18 protein-coding genes and 2 pseudogenes are annotated in these 19231 nt (G+C 35.7%); 14 read left to right on the forward strand and 6 right to left on the reverse strand.

What is annotated here, in order from left to right:
- Window positions 1–86 precede the first annotated feature (86 nt).
- The 3 genes from mnmG to HX109_RS05925 form a co-directional block, all read right to left on the reverse strand.
- The gene (gene mnmG / locus HX109_RS05915; RefSeq protein ID WP_178950271.1) at window positions 87–1958 is read right to left on the reverse strand and encodes a tRNA uridine-5-carboxymethylaminomethyl(34) synthesis enzyme MnmG; all 1872 of its coding nucleotides are present in this window, start codon (window positions 1956–1958) and stop codon (window positions 87–89) included.
- Between the two features lie 112 nt (window positions 1959–2070).
- The gene (ybeY, locus tag HX109_RS05920; protein ID WP_178950272.1) at window positions 2071–2478 is read right to left on the reverse strand and encodes an rRNA maturation RNase YbeY; all 408 of its coding nucleotides are present in this window, start codon (window positions 2476–2478) and stop codon (window positions 2071–2073) included.
- A complete protein-coding gene (locus HX109_RS05925; protein WP_255462783.1) occupies window positions 2471–5902 on the reverse strand; it encodes a DUF4175 family protein in 3432 nt (1143 codons plus the stop codon). Before HX109_RS05925 ends, ybeY begins: the two co-directional genes overlap by 8 nt.
- Before the next feature lie 147 nt (window positions 5903–6049).
- On the opposite strand from HX109_RS05925, the gene HX109_RS05930 reads away from it, so the two are divergent.
- The 14 genes and pseudogenes from HX109_RS05930 (at window position 6050) to HX109_RS05995 (ending at window position 17788) form a co-directional block, all read left to right on the forward strand.
- Complete coding sequence (locus HX109_RS05930; RefSeq protein ID WP_178950273.1) at window positions 6050–7105, forward strand: alkane 1-monooxygenase; 1056 nt, start codon at window positions 6050–6052, stop codon at window positions 7103–7105.
- A 265-nt stretch (window positions 7106–7370) separates the two neighbouring features.
- Window positions 7371–7652 (forward strand): hypothetical protein, encoded by a 282-nt coding sequence (locus HX109_RS05935; RefSeq protein WP_178950274.1) that lies wholly within the window; start codon window positions 7371–7373, stop codon window positions 7650–7652.
- A 138-nt stretch (window positions 7653–7790) separates the two neighbouring features.
- Window positions 7791–8057 carry a hypothetical protein gene (locus tag HX109_RS05940; RefSeq protein ID WP_178950275.1) on the forward strand — a complete coding sequence of 89 codons (267 nt, stop codon included), beginning with the start codon at window positions 7791–7793 and terminating at the stop codon, window positions 8055–8057.
- Window positions 8058–8722: 665 nt separating this feature from the next.
- Window positions 8723–9288 (forward strand): annotated as a pseudogene (locus tag HX109_RS05945) (REP-associated tyrosine transposase).
- Entirely contained in the window at window positions 9285–9515 is a 231-nt protein-coding gene (locus HX109_RS05950; RefSeq protein WP_178950276.1) for a hypothetical protein, read from the forward strand. The pseudogene HX109_RS05945 and the gene HX109_RS05950 overlap by 4 nt, the downstream one beginning before the upstream one ends.
- Before the next feature lie 74 nt (window positions 9516–9589).
- Entirely contained in the window at window positions 9590–10081 is a 492-nt protein-coding gene (locus HX109_RS05955) for a hypothetical protein (RefSeq protein WP_178950277.1), read from the forward strand.
- A 16-nt stretch (window positions 10082–10097) separates the two neighbouring features.
- Window positions 10098–10496, forward strand: coding sequence for a hypothetical protein (locus HX109_RS05960; RefSeq protein WP_178950278.1), 399 nt, complete (start codon window positions 10098–10100; stop codon window positions 10494–10496).
- A 268-nt stretch (window positions 10497–10764) separates the two neighbouring features.
- A pseudogene (locus HX109_RS05965) lies at window positions 10765–11196 on the forward strand (transposase); the annotation flags it as partial.
- Window positions 11197–11250: 54 nt separating this feature from the next.
- Window positions 11251–12416 (forward strand): IS3 family transposase gene (locus tag HX109_RS05970; protein ID WP_178950084.1). Its coding sequence is split into 2 segments (ribosomal slippage): window positions 11251–11488 and window positions 11488–12416, totalling 1167 coding nucleotides; the frame shifts between segments, so codons are not numbered across the junction.
- 233 nt (window positions 12417–12649) lie between these two features.
- Window positions 12650–13120 carry a hypothetical protein gene (locus tag HX109_RS05975; RefSeq protein ID WP_178950279.1) on the forward strand — a complete coding sequence of 157 codons (471 nt, stop codon included), beginning with the start codon at window positions 12650–12652 and terminating at the stop codon, window positions 13118–13120.
- A 180-nt stretch (window positions 13121–13300) separates the two neighbouring features.
- Window positions 13301–13603 (forward strand): hypothetical protein, encoded by a 303-nt coding sequence (locus tag HX109_RS05980; protein WP_178950280.1) that lies wholly within the window; start codon window positions 13301–13303, stop codon window positions 13601–13603.
- Window positions 13604–14073: 470 nt separating this feature from the next.
- Window positions 14074–14949 (forward strand): DUF808 domain-containing protein, encoded by an 876-nt coding sequence (locus HX109_RS05985; RefSeq protein WP_178950281.1) that lies wholly within the window; start codon window positions 14074–14076, stop codon window positions 14947–14949.
- A 257-nt stretch (window positions 14950–15206) separates the two neighbouring features.
- Window positions 15207–16736, forward strand: a complete 1530-nt coding sequence (gene gltX, locus HX109_RS05990; protein WP_178950282.1) for a glutamate--tRNA ligase — start codon at window positions 15207–15209, stop codon at window positions 16734–16736.
- A gap of 128 nt (window positions 16737–16864) precedes the next feature.
- Window positions 16865–17788 (forward strand): SPFH domain-containing protein, encoded by a 924-nt coding sequence (locus tag HX109_RS05995; protein WP_178950283.1) that lies wholly within the window; start codon window positions 16865–16867, stop codon window positions 17786–17788.
- Window positions 17789–17939: 151 nt separating this feature from the next.
- On the opposite strand, the gene HX109_RS06000 is transcribed toward HX109_RS05995, so the two are convergent.
- Genes HX109_RS06000 through HX109_RS06010 form a run of 3 tightly spaced genes read right to left on the reverse strand, consistent with a single transcriptional unit; the run spans window position 17940 to window position 18920 of the window.
- On the reverse strand, window positions 17940–18143 hold the full coding sequence (locus tag HX109_RS06000) for a DUF6327 family protein (protein ID WP_178950284.1): 204 nt from the start codon (window positions 18141–18143) through the stop codon (window positions 17940–17942).
- Between the two features lie 33 nt (window positions 18144–18176).
- Window positions 18177–18536: a phage holin family protein gene (locus tag HX109_RS06005; protein ID WP_178950285.1), complete on the reverse strand. Its 360-nt coding sequence runs from the start codon at window positions 18534–18536 to the stop codon at window positions 18177–18179.
- Window positions 18537–18542: 6 nt separating this feature from the next.
- Window positions 18543–18920: a YtxH domain-containing protein gene (locus tag HX109_RS06010; RefSeq protein ID WP_178950286.1), complete on the reverse strand. Its 378-nt coding sequence runs from the start codon at window positions 18918–18920 to the stop codon at window positions 18543–18545.
- Window positions 18921–19231: the final 311 nt, after the last annotated feature.

A 19231-nucleotide genomic window follows, 5' to 3' on the forward strand; every position in this document is an offset into this window, starting at 1 on the left:
ATTTTAAAAATTGCAAGATAATATTTATTAAAACAAAAAGGGTTCCACGTGGAACCCTTTTTAAATTTCTCTTATAAAACTATATTTTATCTTCCCATATAAACTAGCATAACACTAATATCACTTGGAGAAACTCCGCTTATTCTTGATGCTTGCGAAAGTGTTCTGGGTTTAATTTTTTTGAGTTTTTCTGCCGCTTCAAAAGAAAGGGATTTTACTTTCATATAATCAAAGTTCTCGGGAATCTTTATTTCTTCGAGTCTGTTTAGTTTGTCAGCATTGTTTTTTTCCTTTTCAATATAACCAGAATACTTCACTTGAATTTCTGTTTGGTCTAGAACTTCTTGGTCTAAATTGTTTTCTTGAATGTAATTCTCTACTTCTTCAATTTGTCTTAAGTGATCTAAAGTTACATTTGGCCGAGCAAAAATCTTGAACATTTTATCAGATTGTTTCATAGGGGCAGAGTCAATTTCTTCCAAAATCGGATTTATAACTTCGGGTTTGACGCTGGTTTCCTTGAAGAAGTTTACAAAAGCATTCGAATGTTTTTGCTTTTCTTCCATACGTTCCATTTGCTTTTCTGTGGCCAAACCGATTTCATAACTACGTGGGGTAAGTCGTAAATCGGCATTGTCTTGCCTTAATAGAGTTCTATATTCTGCCCTAGAAGTAAACATTCGGTATGGTTCTTCCGTCCCTTTTGTAATAAGGTCATCTATTAGTACTCCTATATAAGCTTCGTTTCTTTGTAAAATAAATGGATCCCTTTCTTGAACTTTTAAGCTTGCATTGATACCGGCCATGAGTCCTTGGGAGGCTGCTTCTTCATATCCCGTTGTTCCGTTAATCTGACCAGCAAAATATAAACCTTCCACTAATTTGGTTTCTAACGTATGTTTTAATTGTGTAGGAGGGAAGTAATCATATTCTATAGCATAACCTGGTCTAAAGAATTTTACGTTTTCAAAACCTGCGACTGATCTCAATGCTTTAAACTGGACATCTTCTGGTAATGAAGTTGAAAATCCGTTTACATAATATTCTACGGTGTCCCAACCTTCAGGTTCAATAAACATTTGGTGACGGTCTTTGTCCGCAAAACGGTTTATTTTATCTTCTATGGAAGGGCAATATCTCGGGCCTATACTTTTTATTCTTCCATTGAACATCGGAGACCTATCGAAACCTTCGCGAAGTAAATCATGAACTTGTTCGCTCGTATATGTCATATGACAATCGCGTTGTTGACTCAACGGTTTTGTTGCATCTGAATAAGAAAATTTTTCTGGTTTTTCATCCCCCGGTTGAACGGTCATTTTGCTAAAATCCAATGAACGGCCATCTACACGGGGAGGGGTTCCGGTTTTCATACGGCCGGCTTCAAAACCACAATTAATTAAATCTTCGGTAATGCCAGTTGCTGCTCTTTCGCCAGCACGACCACCACCGAATTGTTTTTCCCCAATATGGATCAGTCCATTTAAAAAGGTTCCGTTGGTTAAAACAACCGATTTACATTTAACTTCTATGCCCAAAGAAGTTCTAACGCCTACAATTTTTCCGTTTTCTATCATCAGTCCAGAAACCATTTCTTGGTAAAAATCAAGATTAGGTGTCTGTTCCAACATTAATCGCCATTCCTCTGCAAAACGCATACGGTCGCTCTGTGCTCTTGGAGACCACATGGCAGGACCTTTAGATTTGTTAAGCATTTTAAATTGAATGGCAGTCCTGTCGGTAACGATGCCAGAGTAACCACCCATGGCGTCAATTTCCCGAACAATTTGTCCTTTAGCTATTCCTCCCATAGCTGGATTACAAGACATTTGGGCAATGTTTTGTAAATTCATTGTAATGAGTAGGGTAGATGAGCCCATATTTGCCGCAGAAGCTGCAGCTTCTGAACCGGCGTGCCCACCACCTACAATTATAACATCGTATTCTTTATCAAACATAAAAAAATGATTTTCTAAATTTTTGGATTTCGTTCCACGTGAAACAAGGTTGTTAAACCCTATTGTTTCTACGTTTATTTGAGTAGTCTAATTGATTAGGGATTTCAACTGTTTAAAACAATGCAATTTTTTCTTCTTCCTTGGAGCGCATTATTGTTGTATCTTCTATGGTTTTATCTTTATAACCGCAGTAATGTAAAATACCGTGTGCCATAACTCTTTTTAATTCCATTTCGAAATCTACTTGATATTCGTCGGCATTTTCCCGAACCCTTTCAATCGAAATAAAAATATCGCCAGAAATGGTGTGGGCGTTAGAGTAATCGAAACTTATTATATCTGTTAAAGTATCATGATTTAAATATTCCACATTTATTTTATGTAAATAGGCATCATCACAAAAAATGTAGTTTATTTCTCCTTCATTTTTACTTTCAGATTCCAATAACGTTTTAATCCAATTCCCATAAATTTCTTCGTTATCAATTTTAAATTCCGTTTCGTAATTAAAACTAATCATCTCCTTTAAAATAAGCGTTTACTTTTTGCTTGTAATTTTGCCGCAAAGGTAACGCTTGTCTATTTAATATTTCAACTTCATTAAAATATTGTTGTATTTCAGGTAAATTATTTGTAGAAGGAGCATCGTATTCTTTGGTGTTTGTTCTGCTTTCTCTTTCTTTTTTCTGCCCCTGTTCAAAAGAAGCATTTTCTAATTTTAATAATTGATGTTGTAATTGCATCATTTTTTGCTGGGTAGCGTTGGTAAAACCTTTTTCCAATAAATCGTTTTCAATTTGCTCCATTTGTTTTGCCAAAGATTGAGCTTGTTTTTTATCGCCGGCACCAGTTAAATTATCTAATTGTTCCTCTAGCGCATTCCGCAATTGTTGTTGTTGCTTATAAATTTCAAACAATTCTTTTGACATTTCTTCGCCGCCATACCCATTTTGACGTTGGCCTTCGCCTTGTTGTTCTCCCGGTTTTTCGCCTTCTTTTTGTCCATCCTTGTTTCCTTCGGATGGCTTTTTACCTGCTTCCCCCTTTTTCATCCCTTCTTCCATTTTCTTATTAAGTTCTTCTTGGGATTGTATGATGTCTGGTAATTGAAAGTTATTCGGACTCCCACCGGATTGTCCCGACGACATGCTTTGCTGCATATTATCTAGCACATCGCTCAAAAAATCGGCTAATTCGTTGGCGGAAGTTAAGGTGTATTGTTGATTGGCAACACCTTGATAAAATTGATTTTCTGCAAACTGTTCTAAAGTTTTATCGATGTGGTAGTAGACATTGGTTACATTCTCATTTATTTTTTCTGAAATCTTAGGTTGTCTTAAGGACAAAGCAAATAAACTGTCGTCCACATGCTCGAACAATGTTCTTAACTCATTCTGTTTTTTTAAATATACCGATAGGTTTGAACTTTCTGTATTATATGATTGTATACGCTCCATAATGTCCTCTTGATCGAAAGAAAAAACTAAAAGATTATCTAAAATTTGACGCAACATCTCCATATCCTCTTGCATCCCTTCTTGACTGCCAGCCTGCATCATTGCTCCCATTTGCTCACTCATCTGCTTCATTTTTCTCGCAGCATTTCGCTGTTTCTGCTTGGCTTCGCTTTCGGACTTTTTAGAATTGTTTTGTTCGTCTTCAGAGCTCCCATTATCCTCTTTTTTCTGCTCTAGCTTGTCTTTGGCTTCCGTTTGTTCTTTGCTCACTTCTTCGGCTAGCTTTTTATCGGTGCCCAGCTCCATAGGTTTTTGAAGGTCTTGGTTTTGCTGCTCCAAAATTTGGAGCTCTTCTTTAATTTTATCGAAATCTTTGTTTAAAGAACCCTGCTTATCGGCTGTGTTCTCTGCGCCTTCTTTTTTAGAAAGTGCATCCTGCTTCTCAGATAGATCCTTTAAATCATTTTTTAATTTTTCTGCTTTTGCCGAGGTATAGTAGCGCTTGGTTAATTCTAAAATTTGTTCAAGGCTTCTACTGTCTTTCTTTTGCTGTTTGGCTAACTGTTCCAGGCGTTCTGCCAACTCTTCTTTGTTAATTTTGTCAGAAATTTCTTTCAACTCTTCCATCAATTTTTCATTCTTCTCCAAGGCTTTTTTCTGTCTCTCCAAACGCTCTTGTAACAACTCGTTGAACTCCGATTTTTCTTTATTTTCCTTCTGAAAATCATTTAGGTTTTTCTCAAGCTCATTCTGGTATCTTTGCATTAATTGATCTTGTTGTTGGCGGCGTTCCAAAAAATTATCAATCTTCTTTTTATCATTAAAATTTAGCTGATTCTTTTGTTTATTGGTTTCAGAAATCTCCTGTAATTCTTTATCGGTTTTATCTATTTCGCTTAAAGAGTTTTGTATATCGTTTATATTTTCTTGTTGTTTGGCCAATTGAAGCTCCTTAATTTCTTTATCGGTGAGTTTACGATAGGAGAAAACTTCACTTTTGCTGCTCTTGCCTCCATGCAGCGCGTCGTTATCGGTAACTTCAAAGTAATACTCGTAGGAAGTTCCTTTTTTAAGCGGAAGATTTCCAGGGAAATCATATCCAAATTCCTGGAAACTACCTTTCTTAATAGGAATGTTCGCCCTTTTAATACTGTCCGTGTTTGTGGGATAGTAGACTAATTTCAGACTTCTCACTTCATAATCATCTGACACTTGACCCAAATACAATTTTCTATTTATCGCAGTGCTGTCCACTTTTTCATTGACGGTTATCTCTGGATATTGATCCTTGATGACCGCAAGCGAGTATCCCAAACGTTCGTAATCTTTTAAATTTTTATTGCTAGTGGCAATAGTGTAATCCAGATTGTTGAATATTTTTTTTGAAAGTTGAAATTCAACCGCATTCTTTAAAAATTCAACCGTGGTATCGGGCAGTTTTAGAGAAACATTATCTGTTCTTTCGGCATTTAGGAGCCAAGTGACTTCGGTACCTTCTGGAATGGTTGCGTTTCCAGTGCTTTCCAAAGTTTGCGATGATTTTTGGGTGTACTTGGGATAATCCAATTTCATCTTAAACGATTTTAAGGACGGCGTTGCAAGAACCTCTAGGTTGTAAGGTTTAGAAGTTACTTCATTGGCCATCAACTCAAAATCTATATTACGTTGTGGTTGCTGAAAAACATATTCAAAGACACCTGTTTGCCTTTGTTGCATAAAGAAAAGGTTACCATTTACTTGAATTTGAACATTTTCAGGAGCAATATCGCCAGCTGTATTTACAAGTAATTTAAAGTCTTCCCCTTGGATGGCCTGCAGGGAATCGTTCATAACCAAAAATTGAAAAGGGGCAGGCGGCTCATAGGCAGTTTTATAGTCGACCACCCGCTTGTAGCTATCCGTAAAAATATTCAGCTTGCCAAATAATATAACGATGAGTATAATTACAACAGGAATAAGGGTATACCACGCATAACGTAGATTCGATTTAAAATTAATAGCGGTTTGAAAGGGTATAGGGGATAACGCTGCACTTTTTTGTTCGATACTGGCCAATAGCAAATCAGATTTTACTGAATTTTCTGAAAGTTGGAGTAAATTAAGTAGTCTATCGTTTACTTCTGGAAAGTGGTTTCCAATAATTCCTGAAGCCGTTCTATAATCAATTCCCTTTCTTATTTTAAAAAGGTACAGTAGAGGAATGACAATAAATTTTATAAATAGAAAGAGCTCTACCCCTATAAAAAGCCAAAAAAGAATAAGCCTTCCAGTTGTGCCAAGCCACAAAAAATATTCCAATAATACAGTAACAATAAAGTAGAGAAGTCCGATCCCAATAAAAAGAAGCGTTCCCTTTATCAGCTCATTTCCGTAATATTTTTTTAGAAAAACCTCTAACTTTTGTTTAATGATCTCAATTGCAGGCATAAAACTAAATTTTCTAGTGCTAAACAAACCACTAAGGTAAAAATACAATTTGTTTTGCATTGTAAATCAGCATTTTTGATAACCCCTTGTTAAAATAATGTCCTTAGTGGGGCCATTCTTTATAATTTAGGATTTTGCATCATATGAAATTATTGAATCAATAGAAATTTTATTTATATTTAATGGATTTATTATAAAAGAACACCAATGTTTAAGGATATAAAATATTTAACTGCTTTTTCCATTCCCATTACTGCAGTAATCGGCTTGTATTTTGGTGGGATCTTAACTTTTTTAACTCCTCTTTTTGCCTTTGGCTTTATTCCGGTGGTAGAAATTATACTTCGGGAAGATTCCAGTAATTATTCAGCGGACGAAAAAGAAAGCAGGGTAAAATCTTCTTTTTTCGATTGGCTTTTGTATCTCAATGTTCCCATTGTTTTTGGAATATTGCTATATGCCCTATCCATAGTAGCTACAGGGGACTACACAGGTTTAGAATTTGTAGGGATGATTTTAAGTACTGGAATTGTCTTGGGTTCCAACGGGATAAATGTGGCTCATGAATTGGGTCATCGACATGGAAAGGTGCAACGCTTTTTGGCAAAAATGCTATTACTACCATCGCATTATATGCATTTTTATATTGAGCATAACTTTGGTCATCACTTAAATGCCGCCACACACGAAGATCCGGCTACTGCAAAATACAATCAAACTATCTATGCTTTTTGGTTTAATTCCATAATTGAACAATATAAAAGTGCCTGGAGCATCCAACGGAATCTTTTAAAAAGAGAAGGGAAATCCTTTTTTGCGCTTGAAAACGATATGTTTTGGTACCTCTGTGCACAAATATTTTACTTAGTGTTTGTATCGATATTTTTTGGATGGATAGGCTTTGCTTTTGTGGTATTAAGTGGAGTAGTTGGATTTTTATTGTTGGAAACCATCAATTATATTGAACATTACGGACTTTTACGCCATAAAAGGGAATCTGGCCGCTACGAACGGGTTAAAGAAGTACACTCTTGGAATTCCAACCATGTGTTGGGCCGAATGATGTTGTATGAATTAACGCGCCACAGCGATCACCATTACCGTTCTTCAAAAAAATATCAAGTTTTAGAGTATCACGACATCAGTCCGCAAATGCCTTATGGCTATCCCACCTCTATGGTTATTGCTTTAATTCCGCCATTATGGTTTAAAATTATGAATCCTCGCATTCCAAATGAAATGAAACCCAAAGCAGCTGCATAAAGGGTTTAAAAAGGATGCTTATTACTTCGTCATCATTTATTTAAAGTTTTTATTCTATTTTTATGCAATGTATTTTCGTTGGGACTTTCCGTGTTTATTTCTTCGGAAATATATGCTTGTCGTTATCATGAAATTGTACGGTGTAAAGTAAAATAGCAATCTGTTTTATAAAAATGCAGCGAATTGAATTACGCGCAGGGATAATTACTAGTCAATTATTTATAAACGAACTTAGGATGGTGTTTGCTTCTATTTGATTAAAATTATGAATAAAGAAGAAACCGATAATATAGAAGTATATGCCTTAGTTGGGGTTGTAGCCATTATTGTGTTTTTTGGCTATGATGGGTTTTTCTATGAAGGAATAAGACCAAACGAAATTGGAGGTAGTTGGAAAAGTAAGTTGGGAGGACTTTTAAGGTGGTCAATATGGAAAATAGGTGAAGACTATATTTGGATAAATGTGTTTTTTAGAGGGATGTTTTTAATAGTTGCGTTATGGATGGGATATAAAATATATAAAACACGTTATCAAAAAAAAAAGTAATTATGAACACTTTAGGGAATTAATTGTGTGCTCGTACAACATTAAATCCTTGAAGAATCTATAAGAGGTAGAAGAAGAGTAGGTGTCTCAAAGTCGGGAGATTTTGTGCAGCTGTGGTTGAAATAATAAAACCATATAATGAGTAAAACTAAAAATATTTTAAGCTGGATTATTGTTTTATTTGGAATTATAGGGATAATTAGAGAGTATAGTTATAATTTTAGTAGAACAAAAGTATTATATTCCAGTTTTTACCCTGACAAATATTTTGAAAAAGATGGGTTAATCTATAAGGATCAAGTACGACTGGATGGGACACCTAGCCAAAATGATATTTATTACTTTCATGGAATACTAAAAAAAATGGTGGAGAAGCAACAGTTGTGGGCTATAATAATACAATAAAAGAAATGATGAATTCCGATTTAGAAATTCCTGTATGGTATTGTAATTTATCGAAAACTACATTAATTAGAGAGACTAATACACCGCCAAAGCCTTATAACTTCTATAGGTTTAGAAATTCTTATTTTGGGATTTTATCATGGCTTTTATTCATTCCAGCATTTATATACGTTATCAAGTATTATCATATAAAGAGAAAACAGAACAGTAAAAATGAAAATTAAATTAATCATTCTAGTGGTATTAGGCCTTTTCTGTAGGTAAAATGCCCAACAAGAAAATTTGGGAGTTGTAATAGAATATAGTGAACCTATAAATGTTTCATATAGTTTTTATAATCCTCTACTAAGGATTAATCAAGTACAATCCCAAAGCGAAATTGACTATTCCAATTTGAAGCGTTTGATTCAATCTTTTTATTCAGCATCTAATATGGATTGGGCAATGAGTGACTATTTAAGTGAAGAGACCGAAACATCTAGGGATCAGGAACATTTTGCAGCTGAAAAATACTGATGTAGAGAAGAACTATATCCAGATGGGAACCGTTTACAGGTTTAATTGTCAAGATAGAGAAATCGCGTACATAAAATATTCACCCGCTAGCGCGAGCGTCACGCTCGTGCCGTCAACAGTAAGTAAGAAAGAAAAAAGATTGAGCAAACATGAGCCGTAAATACAAATTCCATAACAAAGAGGCAGCTTATTTTATAAGCTTCTCGACTGTGTATTGGATTGATGTTTTTACACGTCAATTGTATTTCAACGTTTTGGAAACGAGTATTACTTATTGACGTAAAGAAAAATGTATGGAAGTTTTTGCCTATTGTTTTATGCCGAGCCATGTTCATTTAATAATTAGATCCACGGATGAAGACCCCTCTGGTTTAATAAGGGATTTCAAAGGTTATACAGCAAGACAACTTATAAAGGCAATAGAGGAAAACCCAGAGGAGAGCAGGAAAGAATGGCTTTTGTGGATGTTTGGGAAAGCCGGTAAGAAAAACAGCAATGTGCACAATAGACAGTTTTGGCAACAACATAATAAACCTATAAAGTTATGGAGCGATAAAGTCATCAAGCAGAAGATAGAGTATATCCACAACAATCCTGTAGAAGCAGGTTTCGTTTTAGACCTGTGGATTGGAAGTATAGTAGTGCAAGGAATTATGCAGATGATCAAACAGTTTTAAAAATAGATAATGAAAATATGCATTTGGGAATGTTATGATTATCACGAGCGTGACGCTCGCGCCAGCGGGGGATCCTTCTCAAATTACTTTTAAAGTTGCAATAGGTCTGGATCCAAAATTAGTATTAGTGGCGTCTGACAATATCAAAGCAATAATTTCAGGTAAATCATTTGCCGAAGCCGAATTATTTACTGCTGATTTTGCAGCAAAAAAATATTATTCACCTTTAATAAGGGATGGATTTGTTTTAAAATCAACGCCATAGATTGAATTAACATTGTTTAAATGGAACTATAATTATGAAATGGATGAATATATTTATGAAGTAAAATGGTAAAGATGAATAACAATATTAAACTTTTAATTATTTGTGCTCTAGTAGTGAATTTTATGTTTTCTATTGTACTTACTATAACAGGTTTAGTTTCGGGTACTTATCTAAATGACTATAAAAACTATTTAAGTTTGAAGAATCCTGAAGTGTATATGGAAATAGACTCACTGAAGTTTTTAGATGCCTATGACAATGTATCGTCACGTCGTTATCTAGGAAACTATGAGATTGATGGTGTTTTAGTAAAAAAAGAGCAGAAAATGAAGATTATTATTGGAAAGGAAAAGTATTTCAATTTTAATATAGAAAAGCATGCAGTATACAGAAGTAAGCTTACAAAAGATTATTATTTGAAAGATGCACCAATAGCATATTACAATTCTGAATTAAGATCATTTATAATGACAATGTATTTCAAGATTTCTTTTTTTCCATTACTAGGCGTTGCCGTATATTTTGCGATTACGTTGATTAAAGAGTACAGATTTAGGATATAAATTAATTCACATAAATATGATAAATAAACTTAGAATAATCATAATAATTACGATTCTCTTGTGCTGCAGCATGATGAGGTCACAAAGCGTATTTGAATTCAATAATAGCAATAATATCACTTTTAAAATCTATTCAGGGGACGAATATAAATTGAGAAAGTTGGATAATGGCTCCAATATTGATTTATCAAGTCCTGAACAAATGGCACGAAATTACTTTTTTGCCACTTCAAATCAAATGTTATCGAGTTTATATCTTGATAAAAAGGAGTTTGAACCTCAGGATGAGTCAGGTTTTGAGAATGTCAGGAATACTCCTTCTGAAGATATGTTATTACAATTGCTGCATAAAATGACTTACAGCTTTCAAGGAGATGAGAGATGTTATGTTTATTGTAAGAATAAAAAATATTGATTTCCCATTTCCAACACTACTTTCTCTAATTAAACAAGGTAATAATTGGTATATTGATAAAAGACCGAATCAGCAGAAAGTACGAGATTGTTTAATGATGTTTAAGCCCTGTGTTCTATCTAATTTAATTCAAGGAGAAACTAATGATGGCGATGTGAAATCTTTAATAGAGAATTCTAGATCTAACGAAGGAGGAATCCCCCCGCTAGCGCGAGGGTCTCGCTCGTGCCGTCAACAGTAAGTAAGAAAGAAAAAAGATTGAGCAAACATGAGCCGTAAATACAAATTCCATAACAAAGAGGCAGCTTATTTTATAAGCTTCTCGACTATGTATTGGATAGATGTATTTACACGTCAATTGTATTTCAACGTTTTGGAAACGAGCATTAATTATTGCCGTAAAGAAAAATGTATGGAAGTTTTTGCCTATTGTTTTATGCCGAGCCATGTTCATTTAATATTTAGATCTGCGGATGAAGACCCTTCTGGTTTAATCAGGGATTTCAAAGGTTTTACGGCAAGACAGCTTATAAGAGCAATAGAGGAAAACCTACAAGAGAGCCGGAAAGAATGGCTTTTGTGGATGTTTGGGAAAGCCGGTAAGAAAAACAGCAATGTGCACAATAGACAGTTTTGGCAACAACATAATAAACCTATAAAGTTATGGAGCGATAAAGTCATCAAGCAGAAGATAGAGTATTGGAATGTCTAATTTAGTTGGTACGGATTTATGTGATAAACTTAGATTTGTATTATGAACAGTAAGAATTACGACCAAGAATTTAAAGCTACCATTCTAGAGCTGTTGGGTACCGGCAGAACGGTCAAGTCCCTATCGGATGAGTATGGTGTCAGTCAAGCCTCCATTAGCAGATGGAAAAGGATGTCAAAAACATCGGGCAGTATAAATACTTCTTTGGGAGGTGAAGAAAACCAGAGGATCAAAGCCTTGGAAAAAGAGCTGAAAGATGTGAAGTTGGAACGCGATATCCTAAAAAAGGCGGTAAGCATCTTTTCCAAGAGCGACAGGTGATATACGGTTTCATTAAAGACCATAGAGGCAGATTCCCTGTTGGAAAGATGTGCAAATGCATGCGGGTGAGCAAGAATGCCTACTACACTTGGCTAAGGGCAGGCCAGGGCTGCAGGCCCAATAGTGGCCTGGATGGCTTAAAAGAAAGGATCCGGGAAGTATACCATGGCAGTAACCGGATATATGGCAGTTCAAGAATCCAGAAAGTACTGGAAAGGCAGGGTGTGTTTTATAGCAAGTCCTACATTGCCCTTTTGATGAAAAAAATGGGGCTTAAAAGTATTTTAAGCAGGAAGTTCAGGGTGACCACGACCGATTCGGGGCATTCGTTCCCGATTGCAGAAAACCTACTGGGAAGGGACTTTACCAGCGATAGCCTCGGCGAGAAATGGGTATCGGACATCACATACATCAAAATAGGGAATGGCTGGAATTACCTGACAACAATATTGGATTTGGCGGACAGAAAAGTGCTTTCATGGGTCTTAAGCGAAGATATGACCGTAGAGAACACCGTTTACAAAGCATGGAGCCTGGCCAGAAAAAGAAGGGAAATAACGGACAACCATCTTTTCCATTCGGACCAAGGGAGCCAGTACGCCTGCCACAGAATGGTGTCCCTTTTTTACATGAGCCCTAAAATAACCCAGAGCATGAGCAGGAAGGGAAACTGCTGGGACAATGCCGTGGCGGAAAGCTTCTTTAAGACCATAAAATACGAATGCATCTATAGGCATAGCTTCAAATCGTACCTGCAGGCTTACCAAATTATTGAGAATTACATCCAATGGTACAACAACGTCAGGATACATTCAGCCTTGGACTTTAAAACACCAGCTGAAAAGGAGTTGGAACTAAAAATTAAAAAGATGTATAACGTAGCATAAAAATAGTACCAAATTTATTAGGTAGTCCATATATCCACAACAATCCTGCAGAAGCAGGTTTTGTTTTAGATCCTGTGGATTGTAAGTATAGCAGTGCAAGGAATTATGCAGATGATCAAACAGTTTTAAAAATAGACAATGAGAATATGCATTTGGGTTTGTTGTGATGTGCACGAGCGTGACGCTCGCGCTAGCGGAGGGAATTATGGATCGAATTAAAATTAACCCCGAAAATGATAAGTAAGAACAAAATCGAAATGCAACATGGATGTTTAACATTATTAAGTCCATTTATTCTTGTATTAGTGGGTATTTTGGTGTTTGTTGGAGTTGACCAAAAGTTAGATGTTGTACTAGAAAGAAATCAGTATAAAAAAGGATACATAATTGTTGATTCTATACAAGATTATAGTGGTAGTGGGGTTCGAGTCATGGATTATTATGGATATGGAAAAATTGAACACAAGGAAACAAGAGGAATGATCTACATTGGAACTGGAAAAGATACCGAATTCAATAGAAAAAAATACCCAGTGTTTTACAGACAAGATGGAAAACTTACAATAAGACGGAAAGAAAAAGAGACCAAATTTAACGTGACGCCCTATGTTATTGAATTTATTGGGTTTGCAGTAGTTCCTATTTTGCTGTTAATACTGCTTTCAATTTATTACTATAAACTAAGAGAAAGATTAAAAAATTAACTTAATCATTTTATCGGTTGCTTTTAATATCAGTTATTTAAGCTAAGTGTAAGACGCGTTAGGGGCAAGAATTGTTTTAAGACCCCTGCTACCGAACGATTGCATCGTGTGGCGTTAAGGAATATAAAAGAATACTAAAGATATGAGCAGTAACTATAAGTTTAATAAGTCTTTGATAAGATGAACATCAAGGAAGCAAAGAAAAGCGACACGGAACTCATAATGAAACTTACGGAGTTGAATTTGAAAGCTGCGGAATACAAATGGAACGTTACGGAACAAAGAAGAATCGTTACAGTACCCATCTTGAATGTTGCGGAGCATAACGTAAATCCTACGGAGTTGAATTCTAACAAAACGGAGTACAGAATAAATAAAAAATTAGCTATGACCTTAGTTTTAAAACAATCCGAAACCTCCCTAGCTACCGCACGACTGCATCGTGGGGGTAAAGTAACAATGCCATATACGCTAATGAAATAAATAGATTAAATACAAATTGCTCCGTAAAGTCCGCCTAATGTTCAAAGACTTTAGGAAGGGAGAAGTAGCAATAGAAAATCAATGGGAAGCAACCCAATATGAACGTGAAGGAACGCAAGAATAACAGGTAGGAATACAACTTGAACTTGTAGGAACGCAAGAATAACAGGTAGGAATACAACTTGAACCTTTAGAAGCAGGAGATTAAGGTGTAGCAATAGAAGATGAATGCCAAGCAACTCAACTTTACCATTAAGCAATAAATATTTACACCTTAAATTTGCAATGTTTGCACCAAGAAGGCTCTAATATTACTATTCTACCCGAAATGGCGCAGGGCTTCATTACTATAAAACCTATGTTTTATTCTTTAATATTTATTGGCTAGTAAAGATTGGGCAAAACGGTGTTGTCATTTGGAAACAAAAGAAATAATCCCCTATTTTTATACAGAATTTTAATTTTAAAAAATGGCATCAGGAATTTTTGCAATTCTAGACGATATCGCTACCCTTATGGACGATGTAGCGGCAATGAGTAAAATAGCAGCTAAAAAAACAGCAGGAATTTTGGGAGACGACCTAGCCGTAAATGCCGAAAAGGCGTCTGGCTTTGCTTCTTCAAGGGAAATACCCGTGTTATGGGCCATTAGTAAAGGGTCGTTGTTGAACAAAATCATTATTCTTCCCGTGGCATTTTTATTAAGTGCTTTTTTACCGGTGGCAATCACCATAATTCTCTTGCTGGGAGGGGTGTATTTGGCTTTCGAAGGGGCCGAAAAAATATATCACTATTTCGTGCCGCACCACAATTCTAAAGCTGAGGAATTAAAGGAAGTACAAACAAAAGAAGAGATTTTGGCGGTGGAGAAAGAAAGGATAAAATCTGCCATTGTAACCGACTTTATACTTTCCGTAGAAATTGTAATTATCGCTCTAGGCACGGTGGTTGAAGAAGACATTTGGACGCAAATTATGGTAGTAAGCATAATCGCTTTGGTAGCCACGGTAGGGGTTTATGGAATTGTAGCGCTTATTGTAAGAATGGACGAAGCGGGCTATAAATTAATTGAGAAAAGTAAAAGTGAAAACGGACTGCTCTTTAAACTGGGACAGTTTTTGGTAAGTGCGCTGCCAAAAGTTATTAAGGGTCTTAGTATTATTGGTACCATAGCCTTGTTGTTGGTTGCAGGTGGGATCTTTACCCATAGTATTGAATTTTTACATCACTTATTTCCTTGGATGCCAGGAATGATAAAAGACTTTTTAGTCGGTCTAGTTGTAGGTTTTATAGCATTGATGATTTTCGCAGGTCTTTCCAAACTCTATAAAAAAATTCGAAAGTAAAAATCTTATCAGCTAGTGAAGTAGGAGGGAGATTCTTTATCTTTTTACTTGGCAATCGAAAATCAATTAAACAATAATGGGTAGATACCAGATGTTGGGCACAAACAAAGTCTTGCTTCTTAGTACTTCATACTTTGTGCAATTTTTCTGCTAATCAATCAACAAATTCAGAAAGGAAATCTGTAAATGCCAACATTTCGAAAATCTACCCTTTCCAACTACCTTCAAATAAAGTATCTTTGTTAAAAATTTGAGTAATGAGTACAAAAGTGCGGGTGCGTTTTGCACCAAGTCCAACCGGACCTTTACATATAGGTGGTGTTAGAACAGCATTGTTTAATTATTTATTTGCTAAAAAACACGGTGGTGACTTTATTTTAAGAATTGAAGATACCGATCAAACCCGATTTGTAGAGGGTGCCGAGCAATACATTATAGAGGCGCTAAATTGGTTACAAATCCCTTATGATCAGGGGCCCGATTCACCAAGGGAAATCCAAGAAAAATACGGACCGTTCCGACAGAGTGAACGCAAATATTTGTATGAAGATTATGCCAAAACCCTTATAGACAATGGATGGGCGTACTATGCTTTTGATACTGAGGAAGAATTGGATGAACACCGCAAGAACCACGAAGAAAAAGGTAAAACCTTTATCTATAACTGGCATAACCGACAGAAATTAAAAAACTCCATAGCGCTTTCCCCGGAAGAAGTTCAAAAGAAATTGGATGACAATGAAGATTATGTAATCCGCTTCAAATGTCCACAAGACGAAAAGTTACATCTAAAAGACATTATTCGTGGTGAGATAGAAATCGATTCCAACATTTTAGACGATAAGGTACTGTTTAAAAGTGACGGAATGCCAACATACCACTTAGCAAATATTGTAGACGACCATTTAATGGAAATAACCCATGTTATCCGTGGGGAAGAATGGTTACCATCTTTGGCATTGCACGTATTACTATATCGGGCTTTTCAATGGCAAACACCTCAATTTGCCCATTTACCACTTATTTTAAAGCCTACAGGGAAAGGTAAATTGAGCAAAAGGGATGGCGATAAACTTGGCTTTCCAGTATTCCCTATGGAATGGAAAGATCCTAAAACAGGCGATATCTCCCGTGGTTATAGGGAAGACGGCTATTTTCACGATGCCGTGATTAACTTTTTGGCGTTTTTAGGTTGGAATCCAGGAACGGAACAAGAAATTTTTAGTTTGGACGAATTGGTTAAGGCATTCGAACTTGAAAAAGTTCATAAAGGCGGGGCGCGTTTCGATCCAGATAAAACCAAATGGTATAATCATCAATATTTACAACAAAAAGCAGATGAAGATCTTGGAGCAGAATTTATACCAATTTTAGGGGACAATGGGGTCAATACCAATTTGGCCTATACAACCAAAGTGGTTGAACTTATAAAAGAGCGTGCCGATTTTGTATCCGATTTTTGGGAATTAAGTAGTTTTTTCTTCACTGCTCCAGCGTCTTACGACGAAAAGGCAGTGAAGAAGCAATGGAAAGAAAATACCAATGAGTATATGAATTCACTTGCTGAAAAGATACATACAATAGAGGATTTTTCTTCGGAAAATATCGAAAAAGAAGTAAAGCAGTGGATTGCTGATAAAGATCTTGGTTTTGGTAAGGTCATGCCACCATTGCGCTTGGCGTTGGTGGGAGAGATGATGGGCCCGCACGTATTCGATATTATAGCGATGATTGGCAAAGAAGAAACCATTGCACGCTTGCAGAAGGCAGTTGATTCATTAGGCTGATAACTTTAGAAAAACTCCTTTACGGGGAATAATTGATAAATTAAAGCATCAAACCAGATGGGTTTTAAGAAACCTGTCTGGTTTTTTTGTATTTTACACCAATCAATCATTTCTATAAACTTTACATTATGATTTTTCTAATCCCTATTATTTTCTTCGGAATAATAATTCTTTTTACCGGTTTCTTTATTGTTAAACAGCAAACGGCCGTTGCCATCGAGCGATTCGGGAAGTTTCACAGCATTCGAAATTCAGGATTGCATTTAAAAATTCCTATCGTAGACCGTATAGCGGGACGTTTGAGCTTGAAAATTCAGCAATTGGATGTAATTGTGGAAACCAAAACATTGGATGACGTTTTTGTAAAACTGAAAATATCTGTACAATATGTAGTTATTCGTGAAAAAGTTTACGAGGCTTTTTATCAATTGGAATATCCACATGAGCAAATTACGTCTTATGTTTTCGACGTGGTTCGTGCGGAAGTACCCAAAATGAAACTGGATGATGTTTTTGTGAAGAAAGACGATATTGCTATAGCCGTAAAAACCGAACTTCAAGACGCCATGCTAGATTATGGCTTCGACATCATTAAAACGCTTGTAACAGACATTGATCCCGATGCGCAGGTAAAAGCTGCCATGAACCGAATAAATGCCTCTGAGCGTGAAAAAATAGCTGCTCAGTTTGAAGGGGATGCCGCTCGTATTTTAATTGTAGAAAAAGCAAAGGCAGAAGCAGAAAGTAAGAGGTTGCAAGGTCAAGGTATTGCAGATCAGCGACGGGAAATTGCCCGTGGGCTCGAAGAATCTGTGGAAGTATTGAATAAAGTTGGGATTAATTCCCAAGAGGCTTCAGCATTAATTGTGGTAACCCAACATTACGACACGTTGCAATCTATCGGGGAAGAAACCAATAGCAACTTAATTCTTCTTCCAAATTCTCCACAAGCAGGTAGCGATATGCTCAATAATATGGTGGCTTCTTTTACTGCTAGCAACCAAATAGGGGAGGCGATGAAGCGCAAACGTGAAGAAGATTCAGATAAGTAATTATGTGGGCGATTTGCCTTGAAGGAGCTAAACTTCAGAAAACTTATTTATTAAAAAAACAAAAAGCGTTGCCAAAATAAATTTTAGCAACGCTTTTCTTTCTCCCGTCTTCGTTGGTATCAAACGGCATCATAAGTCTGAGGAGATAATTTTAGCTGAAGAATTTTCTAACAATTTTTAAGGCTAAAGCTCTTCTTAGAATGTAGCTGGTAGTCCTACCCACTACGTTTAAAAATCCAAGATCGTCTTTTAGGCCATTGTAATTCAGTCTAATTTCTTCTTTAGCTATATCTTTTTGAAGCTTTAAAACTTTTAGGTCTTTATCAATTTCTTCAAATGAGGTATATACTTTCATAATTTTTTGTTGGTTTATTTGCTCGATGCTTTTTTAATAGTCATCGTCGTCAAAAAAGTCTTTGGAAGCTTTAATTAGCACTTTGCGCTCAATTGTTTTCCTAAATCCGAAGTAAACAACAAAACATACTAAAATATAAAAGATTCCAAGTAATAAGAATCCTAAAGCCAAATTATCCAACCACGCACCTATAAACAAGGCTAAAGAAAAGGTCAATAATAACATGGCTCCAAAAAGAACGGCTCCAATAATTATAAACATAATCATTGAAGTGGTTCCTTTTGTAAATTTCTTAAAAGCACTTAATCGATAATATTCAATATTTCTATTTATATAATCTTTGGAGCTTTTTTGAAGTTCATTAGCACTTTCCGAGATATTTTCGAATGCCATATAATATTATTTAGTGGCTTTCGCTACTTCCGTTTTTACTTTCTCTACAGCATTATTTTTTTGAAGCTTAGCATTTTTAGCTCTTAAATCTTCTAATTTATTCTCTAAGGCTAAAAGAATATCATCTGCCTTATAACTCATAGTAGATAAAGTGTCTTCCAGCTTTGCTTCAAATTCTACGCGAGCCTTATCTGCTTTAGTACCTAGTTGAGAAGTTGTTTTTTTAAATTGCTTTTCAAGCTCTTTCTGAGTTTTTTTAGCGTTTTTCTGTATTTTCTTTCTGGTGTTATCACCTTTATCTGGTGCATACAATATACCAATTCCAGCTCCGATGGCTGCTCCAGTTAATAATGCTAATAATGTGTTTCCTGTGTTGCTTGACATAGTTTTATTTTTTTGGGTTAATAATTTATTTATTAATCAGTAGTACCTAAGATACATAAAATGCAAGAATTTTACGAATAAAGCGCGCTAATTAGCCTATTATTAACACATTATGTTAAGGAAATAAAAAGAGGTTTTCCAAAAAAGAAAAGTTAACTGTCTTTTAGGGCATCCGAGAGCAAATGTTCCGGACAATATGTCGAGAAATGTTACCCATCGAAAATCGATGATTGAGACATATATCTCACTTTTATAGGACTATACTTTAAATTTCTTTTGGAAAACCTCTTTAGGTGTTACAGTTGTTATAA

This window comes from Galbibacter sp. BG1 (genome assembly GCF_013391805.1).
GTDB lineage: Bacteria > Bacteroidota > Bacteroidia > Flavobacteriales > Flavobacteriaceae > Galbibacter.

What these genes read in the sequence shown, in the direction of transcription:
- mnmG (WP_178950271.1), bottom strand. Translation starts at nt 1,958, where the DNA reads ATGTTTGATAAAGAATACGATGTTATAATTGTAGGTGGTGGGCACGCC.
- HX109_RS05975 (WP_178950279.1), top strand. Translation starts at nt 12,650, where the DNA reads ATGATAAGTAAGAACAAAATCGAAATGCAACATGGATGTTTAACATTA.
- HX109_RS05980 (WP_178950280.1), top strand. Translation starts at nt 13,301, where the DNA reads ATGAACATCAAGGAAGCAAAGAAAAGCGACACGGAACTCATAATGAAA.
- HX109_RS05930 (WP_178950273.1), top strand. Translation starts at nt 6,050, where the DNA reads ATGTTTAAGGATATAAAATATTTAACTGCTTTTTCCATTCCCATTACT.
- HX109_RS05935 (WP_178950274.1), top strand. Translation starts at nt 7,371, where the DNA reads ATGAATAAAGAAGAAACCGATAATATAGAAGTATATGCCTTAGTTGGG.
- HX109_RS06000 (WP_178950284.1), bottom strand. Translation starts at nt 18,143, where the DNA reads ATGAAAGTATATACCTCATTTGAAGAAATTGATAAAGACCTAAAAGTT.
- HX109_RS05955 (WP_178950277.1), top strand. Translation starts at nt 9,590, where the DNA reads ATGAATAACAATATTAAACTTTTAATTATTTGTGCTCTAGTAGTGAAT.
- HX109_RS06005 (WP_178950285.1), bottom strand. Translation starts at nt 18,536, where the DNA reads ATGGCATTCGAAAATATCTCGGAAAGTGCTAATGAACTTCAAAAAAGC.
- HX109_RS05950 (WP_178950276.1), top strand. Translation starts at nt 9,285, where the DNA reads ATGATTATCACGAGCGTGACGCTCGCGCCAGCGGGGGATCCTTCTCAA.
- HX109_RS05995 (WP_178950283.1), top strand. Translation starts at nt 16,865, where the DNA reads ATGATTTTTCTAATCCCTATTATTTTCTTCGGAATAATAATTCTTTTT.
- HX109_RS05960 (WP_178950278.1), top strand. Translation starts at nt 10,098, where the DNA reads ATGATAAATAAACTTAGAATAATCATAATAATTACGATTCTCTTGTGC.
- gltX (WP_178950282.1), top strand. Translation starts at nt 15,207, where the DNA reads ATGAGTACAAAAGTGCGGGTGCGTTTTGCACCAAGTCCAACCGGACCT.
- HX109_RS06010 (WP_178950286.1), bottom strand. Translation starts at nt 18,920, where the DNA reads ATGTCAAGCAACACAGGAAACACATTATTAGCATTATTAACTGGAGCA.
- HX109_RS05925 (WP_255462783.1), bottom strand. Translation starts at nt 5,902, where the DNA reads ATGCAAAACAAATTGTATTTTTACCTTAGTGGTTTGTTTAGCACTAGA.
- HX109_RS05940 (WP_178950275.1), top strand. Translation starts at nt 7,791, where the DNA reads ATGAGTAAAACTAAAAATATTTTAAGCTGGATTATTGTTTTATTTGGA.
- ybeY (WP_178950272.1), bottom strand. Translation starts at nt 2,478, where the DNA reads ATGATTAGTTTTAATTACGAAACGGAATTTAAAATTGATAACGAAGAA.
- HX109_RS05985 (WP_178950281.1), top strand. Translation starts at nt 14,074, where the DNA reads ATGGCATCAGGAATTTTTGCAATTCTAGACGATATCGCTACCCTTATG.